Source organism: Marinomonas primoryensis (assembly GCF_013372285.1).
In the GTDB taxonomy this organism is placed as follows: domain Bacteria; phylum Pseudomonadota; class Gammaproteobacteria; order Pseudomonadales; family Marinomonadaceae; genus Marinomonas; species Marinomonas primoryensis.
In genome coordinates, this window is record NZ_CP054301.1 from 1151321 (window position 1) to 1165333 (window position 14013).

Annotated in this window: 9 protein-coding genes; all 9 read left to right on the forward strand. The window is 37.0% G+C overall.

What is annotated here, in order from left to right; genetic code table 11:
• The first annotated feature begins 1 nt into the window (after position 1).
• Positions 2 to 1510, forward strand: a complete 1509-nt coding sequence (gene tagH / locus MP3633_RS05340; protein ID WP_176334755.1) for a type VI secretion system-associated FHA domain protein TagH — start codon at positions 2 to 4, stop codon at positions 1508 to 1510.
• On the forward strand, positions 1500 to 2006 hold the full coding sequence (gene tssJ, locus MP3633_RS05345) for a type VI secretion system lipoprotein TssJ (protein ID WP_217909054.1): 507 nt from the start codon (positions 1500 to 1502) through the stop codon (positions 2004 to 2006). Before tagH ends, tssJ begins: the two co-directional genes overlap by 11 nt.
• A 2-nt stretch (positions 2007 to 2008) precedes the next feature.
• Positions 2009 to 3343, forward strand: coding sequence for a type VI secretion system baseplate subunit TssK (tssK, locus tag MP3633_RS05350; protein WP_176334756.1), 1335 nt, complete (start codon positions 2009 to 2011; stop codon positions 3341 to 3343).
• A 2-nt stretch (positions 3344 to 3345) separates the two neighbouring features.
• Positions 3346 to 4122 carry a type IVB secretion system protein IcmH/DotU gene (gene icmH, locus MP3633_RS05355; RefSeq protein WP_176334757.1) on the forward strand — a complete coding sequence of 259 codons (777 nt, stop codon included), beginning with the start codon at positions 3346 to 3348 and terminating at the stop codon, positions 4120 to 4122.
• Positions 4123 to 4200: 78 nt separating this feature from the next.
• The gene (gene tssH / locus MP3633_RS05360) at positions 4201 to 6819 is read left to right on the forward strand and encodes a type VI secretion system ATPase TssH (RefSeq protein WP_176334758.1); all 2619 of its coding nucleotides are present in this window, start codon (positions 4201 to 4203) and stop codon (positions 6817 to 6819) included.
• A gap of 2 nt (positions 6820 to 6821) precedes the next feature.
• Positions 6822 to 8363 carry a sigma-54 interaction domain-containing protein gene (locus tag MP3633_RS05365; RefSeq protein WP_176334759.1) on the forward strand — a complete coding sequence of 514 codons (1542 nt, stop codon included), beginning with the start codon at positions 6822 to 6824 and terminating at the stop codon, positions 8361 to 8363.
• A complete protein-coding gene (gene vasI, locus MP3633_RS05370; RefSeq protein ID WP_176334760.1) occupies positions 8356 to 9000 on the forward strand; it encodes a type VI secretion system-associated protein VasI in 645 nt (214 codons plus the stop codon). The genes MP3633_RS05365 and vasI overlap by 8 nt, the downstream gene beginning before the upstream one ends.
• Before the next feature lie 9 nt (positions 9001 to 9009).
• On the forward strand, positions 9010 to 10419 hold the full coding sequence (gene tssA, locus MP3633_RS05375; RefSeq protein ID WP_176334761.1) for a type VI secretion system protein TssA: 1410 nt from the start codon (positions 9010 to 9012) through the stop codon (positions 10417 to 10419).
• A gap of 14 nt (positions 10420 to 10433) precedes the next feature.
• Positions 10434 to 13985, forward strand: a complete 3552-nt coding sequence (tssM, locus tag MP3633_RS05380; protein WP_176334762.1) for a type VI secretion system membrane subunit TssM — start codon at positions 10434 to 10436, stop codon at positions 13983 to 13985.
• Positions 13986 to 14013: the final 28 nt, after the last annotated feature.

Below are 14013 nucleotides of genomic sequence, written 5' to 3' on the forward strand. Positions count from 1 at the left end.
TATGGAAGACGAAGAGAAAATTATCAATTTAGTGGTCGTAAATGTCAGTGCTCTTGAGGCAGGTCTGTCTGCAAAAGCGTCTTTCGGTGTCTTAGGTGGCATTATTGGTTCCGATGTTGATGCTTTTTGGTATTTGACTGATCAAGTTGGAACGATTTTTTCATTACATTGTGAAATTGTTTTTATCGATGGCGCATTTTGTATAAAAGATATTTGTGGCGAAACATATATAAATTTTTCTCATATGCCCTTGGGCAAAGAACAGTACGCACGACTTTCTGATGAGGACTGCATAAAAATTGGAGATTATGAGGTTCGTGTTTTTTTAAATAGAAAAGAAGGGAATGAAAATGAAAACTATTCTCTCGAACAACTTTTCTCGAGTAAAGCGTCTGAATTATTAGATGATGTGTATGATTCTGAAAATATTATATCTAATGATATAGGATATACAGATATAAAAGAGGATAGCTTAATAGTTGACCCTATTGAAGCACTCAATTCATATGATGATAAATCTCTTGAAGAAAGCCTTCTAGAGGATGAAGTTAGGGGTTTTTCTAATGATTTTGAAGAGGAACTCTTAGACCATATTAATAATAATATAAATAAATATCCAAGCATTAGCTTACAAGCCGATACTGAAAATGACATAGAGTCTGCTTTTTCAATGAACGGGTTTAGAAAAAATATAAAAAAATATAAAAACAATTTAAAAATAAAATCATCAAAAGAAAATTCACAAGTTCCGAATGAAAAAAATCTAATTGATAAAATAATAGTAAAAGAGGCTCATCCTATGGACGATAATGTATTAGATTTACTTGAGCAAGAGATGGCGGAAAATTACTCAAAACATGAATTACCAGCTCCTAGATCAGAAAATAATAAGCAATTTGAAAATAGGCTAATTACCAATAATCATGTACTAGGTGGCCCAATGTTAGCTGGCTTAGGAGTGGATGTAGGCAACCATTCAGACATGGAAGAAATGCAGTCTTTGTCTGCTGAAATGGGCGCTACTTTACGAATTTGTATTCAGGGGTTACTAGATTTACACACACAAGTTAAAGATAGCCGTTATGGGATGATGCATAGAAGTCTTCAGCCAATAGAAGACAATCCACTACGCTTAGGCTTGTCTTATGAGGAGACAATCCGAACTATGTTTGATGAAGAGAAAAGTGCTGTTCATTTATCCGCAGCATCTTCAGTAGAAGAGAGCCTTCGAATGATAAAAATTCATAATGAGGCTGTGCAGTACGCTACTAATACCGCGTTAGGACAGATACTTAAAGCCTTGTCTCCTGATTCCTTATTAAAAAGGTTTAATCGTTATAGTCGTAAGCCGATGCTTGACTTTGATGAAGATAAATCATGGGCGTGGGATATGTATGGAAAGTATTATCAAGAATTAACCTCAAATCGCCAGCAAGGATTTGAAAAACTATTCTGGGAAATATTTGAACAATCCTATGATAAAAAAGTTCGTGAGAAACATGCTGAATAAAAACGTAATAACGCCGTTACTTTATTTTTTGTGTGCTCAATTAATAACAGGGTGTAGCAGTCTGTCGGACACTACAATAACGCCTGGCGAAGCAAAGGATGAGCTAACACAAGTTACTTTTAGTTTGGTTGCTGATGATGATGTAAATCCAGGTTTGTTTGGCGTAGCTTCGCCTATTGAAATTCAGGTATTTGAACTCGTTGATGACTCGATGTTTATGTCAGCAGACTTTGATCAAATTACAGAAGATTATGAAAAAGCATTAAAAAACAATTTCATAAAAAGCTATGACTACGTTATGACACCTGGCCAGTTTAAGTTTATTGATGATTTTGAAATAAACACAGAAACTAATTATATAGGTGTAATGGCCAAGTTTTCTGAGCCAGATCTTAGCGAATGGAAAAAAGCTGTCAAAATCTTAAATCGAGGAAGAATTTATCATTTACTGATGTTCTTTAACGATTATGAGGTTAAATTGAAGAAGGTTGAGTAAATATGATCCCTCGAAATAGAGTTATTTGGAATGAAGGTTTATTTATTAAGCCTCAGCATTTTCAGCAACAGCAGAGGTATAATGAATATAATTTAAACGAGCGTTTTCTTTCTGTTGGTCGATATTTATATGGGATATCACAATTACTAATTAATCCAGAATTTTTATCATTCGGTCGAGTAGCTGTTGACTGCGTTGTTGGCGTTATGCCTGATGGGACTGTCTTCCGAATCCCTCAAGAAGATATCTTGCCAGATGCTCTAGAAATTGAAGATGCTACTTTAACAGGGCAAATTATTTATCTAGCAATTCCGTTGAAAAATGAGTCCTTGCTAGAGGTTGACTGGCCAAGTGAAAAAGGAACAGGTCGTTACTCTAGCCGTCGTCAAGATGTTAAGGATATCCAATCTATTGATGGTGATACAGCCCCTATCGAAATTGCATCTCCACACCTTAGATTGATGTTGGAAAAAGAAGATCGTAGTGCTTATGCGTCTGTAGCAATTGCAAAAATCCGTGAAAAACGAACGGATGGTAGTGTCGTTCTCGAACCTGACTTTATCCCATGTCATTTTGATGTTAGCTGTAGTCCTCAGTTGCATAGATGTATTAATGAAATAGCAGGCTTGATGAAAGAGCGAGCTAAAGGTATTGCTCAAAGACTTGGTTCATCAGGTCAAGGAGCGATTGCGGATGTTTCTGATTTTATGTTGCTTCAAGCCCTGAACCGTTTGCAACCTATATTACAGCACTTAGTGGGATTGAAAAGCCTTCACCCTGAGCGCTTATATGAAACTCTATCTTCAATTTGTGGTGAATTGGCAACCTTTACTGATGAAAGCAGACTTTCTCCAGAGTTGTTAGGTTATAACCACGACATGCCAAGTGATTCTTTTTGGCAAGTTATTAGGAATCTACGTCAAAGCTTAAGTGTAGTACTGGAACCTAGAGCGGTTTCAATACGATTAGATCATCGTAAATATGGACTAATGGTTGCGACAGTAAATGATACTCAGCTGATTGAAAATGCTGAATTTATTCTTGCTGTAAAAGCCGATATGCCTTTAGAGGAGCTACGTAAATTATTTAGTCAGCAAACTAAAGTGTCTTCTGTTGAAAAAATTCGTGATTTGATTTCGCATCAGTTACCTGGAATACCTGTCATATCACTGCCGGTCGCGCCTAGGCAGCTTCCATACTATTCGGGTTATACCTATTACCGTTTAGACAAAAGCAGTAATGCATGGGCAATGTTAAAAGGTTCTGCTGGCTTTGCTTTTCATGTTGCTGGTGCTTTCGAAGGGCTAGATCTACAGTTTTGGGCAATTAGGGATTAATTATGGCTGGTAATGGTAATGCAGGAAATTATGATGATTTGCTTTTTGATGAAGCGAAAAATATTAATGAGGATAAAGAGTATTGGTTTCAACTTAGAGGGCACAATACAAATCCTTTAATTGATACCGCAACAAGCTTTTTTGGACTATCTCTAAGGGTAAAGAGCCTGAGTAAATGTCCAAATATAGAACAGATATATAAGCAGACGATAGAAGAAATCAACATTATCGAAATTGAGTTGACTGAAAAAGGTTATGAGCATGCTGTTTTAATGGCTTATCGCTATATTTTATGCGCTTTTTTAGACGAAGCCGTTATGGGGACGAAATGGGGAGGCTCCTCTGTATGGGCTGAATACTCTATGCTCTCACGCTATCATAATGAAACTTGGGGTGGTGAAAAAGTCTTTACCATCGTTTCTCGATTAGAAAAAGATCCAGAACGATATAAAGATTTACTTGAATTTATGTATCGCTGCCTAGTGTTGGGTTTTGAGGGTAAGTTTAAAGTGATGAAAAATGGTAGAGAGGAAAGAGAAAAAATCATAAATAAAATTTATACAATATTAAATTCAATGGGAGAGAGTCAGCCCCAGAAACTAACATCATCAACTAATCAAGTTGTTAATACTCGTTATAAATTAAGTCGCCAGCTTCCTGTATGGTCCGTTTTTGCCTTATTTTCAATTGTTTGGATGGTTGCATTCTCTGGTTATTACTTTCTTCTGCATTCAAAGTCGAAAGATGTCTTGATACAACTAAATCAAATCCTACAGTAGTAGGTTTAATAGTTAAGGATTGAATAGATTCATACCTAATTATTAGTATTAATTTTTCACAAGGAAGAAGGGACTAAAGTGATTCGAATTGAATTGTCGACATTAATTTCTAAATTAAACTCTCAAAGTAAAATTGCTTTAGAGCAAGCTGCTTCATTATGTATTGAGCGCCAACATCCGGAAGTTAGCGTAGAGCATTTTTTGAGTATTCTGCTTCAAAATCCGATGTCAGATGTTTGTGTGATTTTTGATCATGTTAAGCTATCTAAAAATGAAATACAGAATGCAATTTCTAGTGGTTATCAAAGATCAATAGTATTGGATACCTACCCACCATTCTCTCCCTTGCTAATAGAGCTTTTACAAGAGGCATGGTTGCTTTCAACTACTGAATTGAATCAATTTGAATTACGATCTGGTGCCATATTATTAGCCTCGTTAATCCGACCAGATCGCTATTATTCTTTTGAGTTAATCGGACTATTTGAAAGAATAAACAAAGAAGCAATTCGAAAAAACTTTTCATTATTATTGTCTCTTTCTTCTGAGTCTGAATCTATGAAAGAAGACTCTAAAAGTTGTGACTATAAGACTGTCCTTCCCACAGCCAACAGTGCGCTTGAAAAATTTTGTAGCAATATTACTCAGCAAGCCAAGGATGGAAGCTTAGACCCTGTTTTATGTCGGGAAGAAGAACTCAATTTAATGGTCGATATATTGTGTCGTCGACGTAAGAATAACCCCATTGTTGTAGGGGACGCAGGTGTTGGTAAAAGTGCCATTGTTGAAGGACTAGCGCTAAGGATAGTTGCAGGAAATGTACCTGATAAACTATCTAATGTTGAGCTTTACTCTTTAGACTTGGGGTTATTACAAGCGGGAGCTTCCATTAAGGGCGAATTTGAAAAGCGTCTTAAAGGCGTTATAGATGAAATTAAAGCGTCGCCTGTTCCTATTATTTTGTTCATTGATGAGGCGCATACCTTAATAGGATCTGGTAATCAGGAAGGTGGAAGTGATGCGGCTAATTTATTAAAACCTGCACTTGCTAGGGGTGAGTTGTCAACTGTGGCAGCAACGACATGGAAGGAGTATAAAAAATATTTTGAAAAAGATCCTGCATTAACTAGACGCTTTCAACTTGTAAAGATAGAGGAACCTTCCGTTGAACAATCTGTTGATATTATGCGAGGTCTACATCATGTGTATGAAAAGGCACATAATGTACTAATACATGATGATGCCCTTAAAGCGGCATCAGAGCTTTCTGCACGGTACTTATCTGGGCGACAGCTTCCTGATAAGGCGATTGATGTTCTTGATACCGCTTGCGCTCGAATTGCTATTAACATCACCGCACCACCAAAACGACTCGGTCAGTTAGATAATCTTTGCTGCACTCGACAGCGTGAAATCGATATGCTTAAACGGCAGATTTTGATAGGTCAAAATGTTGATCAAGAGCATTTAGATAGCCTGATTTCCTCTGAGTTAGAATCTGAAACTGAAAGACAAAAAGTAGTCTCTGAATGGCAAGAGCAGAAAAAATTAATCGTAAAAATTATAGAACTACGTCAAATCATCTTAACAGATGGCAATAATGGTGAATCAGAGGGTATTGAGAAAATAGATGATTATAGAGCAGAACTATCTGATTACTATCAAAAAATGGACGCGATACCACTACATAATCGTCTAATGTACCCTGAAGTCAATGCTCAGCAAATTGCAGAAGTTATTGCCGACTGGACTGGTGTTCCAATTGATCAAATGAACTCTGATGAATTACACAAAATTACTCATTTACCTGAAATACTAAAGAAAAAAATAAAAGGACAGGACATTGCGATTGAATGTTTACACAGGCATTTATTAACTTCTCGAGCGGATCTTCGTCGCTCTGGAAGGCCAAAAGGCTCTTTTTTATTGGTTGGGCCAAGCGGTGTGGGAAAAACCGAAACAGTTATTCAGCTGGCAGAAGAGCTGTATGGTGGTAAGCAATTTTTAACCACAATTAACATGTCTGAATACCAAGAAAAGCATACCGTGTCACGTTTAATTGGTTCTCCACCAGGCTATATCGGTTATGGCGAAGGTGGTGTTTTAACTGAAGCGATAAGAAAAAAACCTTATTCTATTGTACTACTGGATGAAGTAGAGAAAGCGCACCCTGAAGTGCTTAATTTATTTTATCAGGCTTTTGATAAAGGTGAATTAGCAGATGGTGAAGGACGTTTAATTGATTGTAAAAATATTTTGTTTTTTTTAACATCTAATTTAGGGTATCAAACCATTGTTGATAACTCTGAAACACCAGAGAAAATTGAATCAATATTATATCCAGAGCTTGTCCCTTTTTTCAAACCCGCCTTATTAGCAAGAATGGAAATTGTTCCTTATTTACCTTTAAACCAGAAAACATTAGAAAAAATCGTACGAAGTAAACTATCTCATTTAGAAAATCTATTGAGGACACGTTACAGCGCTCAGGTAGTAATAGACCAAGATTTAGTTAATGAAATTTTAAATCGTGCGACGCGCTCTGAAAACGGAGCCCGTATGTTAGAAGCGATTATAGAAGGGCAAGTTTTGCCTCCTATCTCTTTGGCTTTATTAAGCAGGCTCGCAGCTCAGGAGCCTGTCTCGAGAATATATTTAACCGTTACCGATGGTCAGTTTATCGGTGAGGTTGAATAAGAATGAGTAGATGGTTTAAAGCGGCTACCGAACTTGTTTTAATTCGGAATTCTGCAGAACTTCTTGTCAAACTTATAGAGGTCACTCGTAAAGAGCTTGCCCTTGACTCTGTATACGTACTAAAAGCAAGCCAAGATGGTCGTTTTTTTGAGTACTGTCAAAATGAAAAAAAATTAACCTGGTCAGTTTTTGATTTTAATCATCCTTTTTCTCATGTTATTCGCTCTGACTCTTCAATGACACTACAGCATAGTGAGTTGTTGTATTGGCAAGAGAATAGTGAGTTCAACCAGTTAATTGGCACAATAGATATACTGGAAAAAGTGACTATTATTCCAATGTTTGCTGAAAATAAGCAGCTGCAAACTATTCTAGTTTTGCACAGTGGCATAGATCAAATGGGTAGCATAGAGACGCATCAAGAGTTTCTCAATACCCTCTCTGTATGTGCTAATCATTTTCAGCTTCTTCATGAAATTGAAATGAAGAAGTGTAGTTCTAAGCAACTTTTTCAATCGTTAGTTGAAGTCGAAGAAGGGAATAAAAAAAATCATATGGCCAATGGACTTGCTAATACTCTTATCGGTAATAGTGACGTTATGAAGAAATTAAGACAGCAAGTTGTCAGTGCAGCTGCCTCTCATTTATCTGTCATGATTCAAGGAGATACGGGGACAGGCAAAGAGTTAGTATCTCGAGCAGTACACGATCTTTCGACACATAGTAAAGCTGAATTTGTTGCAATTAACTGTGCCGCGATTCCTGAACACTTATTAGAAAGTGAGCTCTTTGGCTATATAAAAGGTGCATTCTCTGGTGCGGACAAAGATAAAAAAGGTCTATTGGCTGATGCTAATGGTGGAACCTTATTTCTGGATGAGATTGGTGACATGCCCATCGCCTTACAAGCTAAGTTACTTCGAGTGTTGGAATCTAAAAAATACAGACCTTTAGGTGCTGAAAAAGAACTTTCTTCTAACTTCCGTTTAGTGGTTGCAACTCATGTGAACCTTAAAGAGCATGTTTCAAATGGAAAATTCAGAAAAGATTTATATTACCGAATTTATCAATACCCTATTATTTTACCGAAGCTCTCAGATCGAATAGAGGATGTTGAACTGTTGAGTCGCTATTTTATTAATAATTATAATACAGAGCATAAATATACTGTTCGAGGTTTACATCATAAAGCACTTGATTATTTGATGAGTTATCAGTTTCCAGGAAATGTTCGAGAATTGAAACATCTTATTGAATATGGATGTACTCAGACTGAAGATGGTGAACAAGTGATATTTTCACACATTATAGATCGACTGGATAAAAATTTAGGTAGTGAAGGTATCGCTGTATTAGAAATTGGTATTGGAAGTAAAATTATTAGCGATCTAAAAGGGGCTTTAAAGGAATATGAAACCAATATTATAACATCAAGGCTTCGTGAATTTGATGGTGATAGAGCAAAAACTGCTGAGAGTCTAGGTATTCCTAAACGAACTCTGGCAGATAAATGTTTAAAATTGGAGATAGTTAGTAATGATTAAATATCATTTTTCATTTTTTATACTAATTATTTTTTCAAGTTTGGCATCTTTTTCTTTTGCTAAGGAAGTAAATGATCTAGATAAAACAAAAGGTGCTACTGCTTGTACAAATATAGAATTGAAAATACAGCGTCTTGAGTGTTTTGACACTGTGTTTTCAACGCCTATTTATGGCAGGAGAAGTAATACAGATAAGTCAAAGTCTTGGATAAGGGCAACCACTAGTGAACTTAAACGTTTGTCTGGATCTCAGCCACTGCTAAGTGTTGCCGAAAATAATGCAGATGTATGGATCACAATACCTGCAACTAATCCTAAGAAACTGGATGCTCCATTATTAATATTAAGTTGTATTAGTGGAATTAGTCGCATAGAGCTTGCGCTTTCTGAACCGATTGATGATGGGCGGGTTAAGGTATCTTTGGGAACTACAGAGACTAATTTTTGGCGAAACGACGACAGTGGTTTATTGCTTTCCTCTGGTCGAGGGGTAGTTGCGATACATCATATAAAAAGGATGTTGTTAACGAATGAGTTAGTTATCCGTTCTAATAGCCCAGCAATCGATGGTCTTCACTTTGAGACAGATAGTTTGGTTGACGTCATTCAGTCCGTTCGCGAACGTTGTAATTGGTAAGAGAGTGTTATGAATACTTCGTCTATTCGAAACGTAATAAATAAGCCAATATCTGTTGATAATCCAGTTGGTGCGAGTTCAGTTAATGATCCGCTATATGATTTTGTTGAAGACCAAATGATGAAAGTAGGCTCTTTAGCCCATGGCTCAGTGCAGTGGCTTAAGGTTGAAGAGGTACTAATTTCACTTTTTAATGAGAAGACTAAGGATATTAAATTATTAACCTATTTGCTTCAGTGTTTTCACAATAAGAATACACCGCAAAGTTTCTCATTATCAATTTTTGTACTTGCTGACTTTATCAGTGAGTATTGGAAAGCCTGTTATCCAGTAGCAGGTAAAAAAGGGAACTTACCTAGGCGTAAGTTTTTTAGCCAAATAATACAAAGATTTAGTCTTGCGTTGGACAAGCTGAACTTTAGCCAATTTAGTGAAGAGGAACGAGATGAACTTAATTTGGCAACGTCATATTGGGAAAAAGTACTTCAAGAAAACGCTCTCAATTCTGATTCTGTCGATACCATATTAGAAGCGATCAAGAGGAAGCTTAAAAACTCTAAACCAAAGATCGAAGTTATAAATGAACATAATGATTCTAATTATGATGTGACACCCATTAATCCACCACCTCCTACCTCTAATATACTTGTCAGTGTAGATAACAGCTCACCGAAGGCGACGAAGAAAACACTTTTAAAAGTGGCCGATTTTCTTTTTGAGCAAGAAGCCAGTATTGACTTAGCGATACGAATGCGTAGGCATGCTGTTTGGTCTCCTATTGAGTCATTGCCCGATCACTCCAATAGTAAAACCTTGATTAGTGCACTACCTGAAGAGCGAATTAAAGAATATTGGGGGCTATTTCAGAGTCCAAATTTAGATCTATGGAAGCGAGTAGAACAAACCTTAACCCTAGCACCATATTGGTTTGATGGTCAGTATTTAAGTTATCAGATTGCTGAAAAATTAGGCCATCATCGCTGTGCACAAGCCATCTTAGCGGAAACTCAAAATTTTCTTTTGCGCTTACCAAATTTGTATCAATTCACTTTCAAAGGCGGCGAGCCATTTGTATCTGATACATGCTTAAGCTGGTTAGAAAGAATCGATGACAGTGTGATGAAAGTTGAAAATGGGGAAAGCTGGCAAGAGAGAAAAAATAAGGTCGCCGTATTAGTCGAAACTGATGGTATTGGAGCGGCTTTATCAATGATTAATGATGGTCTTAGCAAGTCGATAGAGCCAAGAGATAACTTCTATTGGCGTTTAATTTCTACAGAGTTAATGCAAGAGAATAAACTAAATGATTTAGCCCAACAGCAATTTCAGCACCTAAGTTCCCAACTTGAATCGATGTCAGTTTCAGAGTGGGAACCCTCTTTATTAAAACGATTAAAAAAGCATACTACAGTTAAATAAATCAAGGATAGTTCATGTTTAAATCTCTAGTTGGCTTATTAAAAAAAATAGTACCGAGTTTAACTGCGGCACTGCCTTTTTTAATTATATTGACCATTATTTTAGTTAATGCTGCCATTTGGTGGGCGGGCCCTTGGTTCGAGTTCGATGGTGAAATGCCCTTTAGTAGCATTAGTGCTCGCGTATTAACCATGGCAATATTTACTCTTACTTGCATCGCTATTTGGGGGGTATTTCAGTGGCGAAAACTTGCAGCCTATACCGCAGTATTGCAAAAAGAAGAAGCGTTAAAAGAAGACCCTGTTAAAGCAGCAGAAGAACGACAGGAAGAAGAGTTAAACAGCGTCATGCTTAGCATGAAGGAGAATTTAAACAAAAGAAACTATCTTTACTCCTTACCTTGGTATCTTGTCATGGGTTTAGAGAATGCGGGTAAGACCAGTCTTATTAATAGATCTGGCCAAAACTATGCTTTTTCATCTGTACTGAAAACATCAGGGAAGGGGAGTGGAAACCCTTATTCATTTGATTGGTGGATAGGTGATAAGTCGGTATTGATTGATCCTGATGGTGAGCTTTTGACGCAAGGAAAAGATGGTCTAGACTCCGATAATGACGGTGTTATGGAAAAGCGGTTATGGGAGCATTTCATTTGTTGGCTTGAGCGAACACGAAGCCGTCGCCCCTTAAATGGTATCGTTTTGGCGATTGATATATCAAAATTAGCGACGTCAACTGTCTACGAAAGAAAAGCCTATGCGACTATTTTAAGGTCAAGGATCCGTGAGCTAATGGAGACTTTATCTACTCGTTTACCCGTCTACATTACACTGACAAAGCTCGATTTGCTTTACGGCTTTGAACCTTTTTTTGCCGGCTATACAAAGGACCAAAGAGACGAAGTGTTAGGTTTTACTTTTTCTCTTGGCTCCGTTGAAAATCATGATCGTTGGATGACTGAATTTGATACAGAGTATGATGAATTTATCAATAAAGTCAGTGAAACATTACCTCATATTGTTGCTAAAGGCATTGACGATGAAGAGCGTAATGCTATTTATAGTTTCACAAGACAAATAAGTGGTTTAAAAGAAGTGTTGTCTGTTTTTTTTCAAGACGCACTAAGTAGTGATCAATTTTCTACTTCTGCATTGGTTCGGGGGGTATATTTTGCTTCTGTTTATCAGCAAGGTGTTCCAACGAACGCGTTTGATGATGCAGCCTCTAGGCGATATGGATTGACGCATGCGATAAATAGAGCTCAAGACGCTAAAAATTCAACGATGTACTTCACCAAAACTCTTTTTAACAACATCATTTATCCTGAAGCTGGAATTGCATCAGATAATTTTCGGGTTACTCGACAGAAAAAGCGAATAATGCTGATGAGCTTTTTAGCATGTAGTGTTGCATCACTTATATTACTAGGTTCATGGCATCGTTATTACATAAAAAATATCAATCAAACCGATGCCGTACTCAGTAAGGTCAATACCTATATGCATGAGTACCCAGAAGGTTCTAAGCTGGTTTCACAAAAAGAGATATTACCCCCTTTAAACACTATTCGTGATGCAACATTAGAGTTTGGTTTCTTTCGGGATAAGCCTATGTATATCTCAGACTTAGGGTTATATCAGGGTCATATGATAGGGCCACAGGTAGAAACAACTTATTTAAGCCTCCTTGAGTTTCGATATTTACCTTCTTTAATGGTGGATCTAATTGCTGATCTTAAAGAAGCAAATAATGATGAAGATAGGTTGGCTGTGCTGCGTGTTTATAGAATGCTCGTAGACAAAAGCGGACGTTATGATGATTTCGTATTGAATTATTTTTCTAGAAAATGGCAAATTAAATTTTCTGGTAACAAAGAAATTCAAGACAAATTATTACAACATTTAGAGTATGCATTACAACATACCGACTTATACACACAGCGTGAAAATGGTGATGAGAGCGCTATCGCAGTCCTTAAACCCTATGAAAAACTAATTGCCAAAGTACAAAGTGAACTAGGTGCATTGCCTATTGATGAGCGTGTTTATCGAAATTTAAAGCTATCCGCTCAAACTACATTAGGATCTCCAATCAATGTTCGTTCATTGGTCGGCCCAGCTTTTGACCTTGTCTTTGATGAAAGAGAAGTTGGGAGCAATAAACTGTATGTTCCTAAAATGTTATCAAAGGACGGCTTTGAAAGTTATTTTGTACCTGAGTCTGAATCTGTATCTGACTTAGCATTGATTGATAGTTGGGTATTAGGACAGACCGAATCTGCTCAATTTAGTAAAGCAGATAAACAGGCTTTAAAAGAGAAGATACGAAGTTCTTACGTGTCTGATTATACCAATACCTGGCGTGCGCTATTGAATGAAATTGATATTAAGTATTTTAGTAATATTAATGAGGCTGTGGATATACTGGATAATTTGACAGGTAATTCAGAACCCTTACAAAGACTACTATCAACCTTAGGAGACAACACCAAGTTATTTCCTGAAATTCCAGAAGATAAAGCAGCAAGGGAAGAGGTTCAAAAAAGCGCTAAATACAATATGGCGCTAAAAATCGATGTTCCCTTTACGGATCTTAATAATATGCTTGAGACAACGGATGGCAAACCTGCTTATCTTGAGGAGGTTCTGTTGTCTATTGAACAGCTAAAAGTGTATTTGACGGCCATTCAAGATGCTCCAGATGTTGGACGAGCGGCGCTTGAAACCACAAAAACCCGCACTTCAATGAGCAGTGTAGACCCTATTTTTACATTGTCTCGTATTGCAAATGGACTGCCTAAACCACTCGATTCAATGATGTCAAAGCTGGCTAATGAGAGCTGGTATGTCATTAAGCAAGAAGCTATTCGCTATTTAGAAGTTCGATGGCATGATGATATTTACAAAGTATATGAACAAAAATTTGCTGGTAAATACCCATTTGATCCAGGCTCTAATAGAGATGTGTCATTACAAGATTTTGAAGCATTCTTTGCACCTAATGGTACCTTAGATCGGTTTTATAACGATCAATTGAAAATGTTCATTGAAGAAAATCTAGACCTAAATGGAGGGACTCAGAATAAGTCACTTATACGTTCTGATGTATTGAGCCAACTTGAGAATGCTAAGTTAATACAAGACGCTTTCTTTAATAAAAAAGGAATTTTAGATGTGGCTTTTGGCGTTGAACCAATCAAACTAACATCAAATAAAAGACGAGGGGTGTTGAATGTTGATGGTCAATATCTGTCATACAGTCATGGTCCGAGAAGCAATGTCGAAATGATATGGCCAAATACACTTAGAGATACCACCATTTCAAAAGTAACTTTGGTACCAACGCAGTCAAATTTTTCTCCCCGGAGTGTTAGTTCAGAAGGGCCATGGGCATTATATCGTTTATTAGATAAGGCGAATGTGGTGAGCGCAAGTGATTCTGGCGTGATATACCAATTTAATGTAGATGATGGCGATATGGAAATACGAGTCAATACTGATGAGGAATCCAATCCATTTACTCGAAGATTATTCCAGTCTTTTGATTTGTCTAAGACATTATATTAATGAATCGTCTTCATATTAACTAAAGGGG

Bases quoted from the DNA above. Each gene is read 5' to 3' on its own strand.
- tagH (WP_176334755.1), top strand. From the start codon at position 2: ATGGAAGACGAAGAGAAAATTATCAATTTAGTGGTCGTAAATGTCAGT.
- tssJ (WP_217909054.1), top strand. From the start codon at position 1,500: ATGCTGAATAAAAACGTAATAACGCCGTTACTTTATTTTTTGTGTGCT.
- tssK (WP_176334756.1), top strand. From the start codon at position 2,009: ATGATCCCTCGAAATAGAGTTATTTGGAATGAAGGTTTATTTATTAAG.
- icmH (WP_176334757.1), top strand. From the start codon at position 3,346: ATGGCTGGTAATGGTAATGCAGGAAATTATGATGATTTGCTTTTTGAT.
- MP3633_RS05365 (WP_176334759.1), top strand. From the start codon at position 6,822: ATGAGTAGATGGTTTAAAGCGGCTACCGAACTTGTTTTAATTCGGAAT.
- vasI (WP_176334760.1), top strand. From the start codon at position 8,356: ATGATTAAATATCATTTTTCATTTTTTATACTAATTATTTTTTCAAGT.
- tssA (WP_176334761.1), top strand. From the start codon at position 9,010: ATGAATACTTCGTCTATTCGAAACGTAATAAATAAGCCAATATCTGTT.
- tssM (WP_176334762.1), top strand. From the start codon at position 10,434: ATGTTTAAATCTCTAGTTGGCTTATTAAAAAAAATAGTACCGAGTTTA.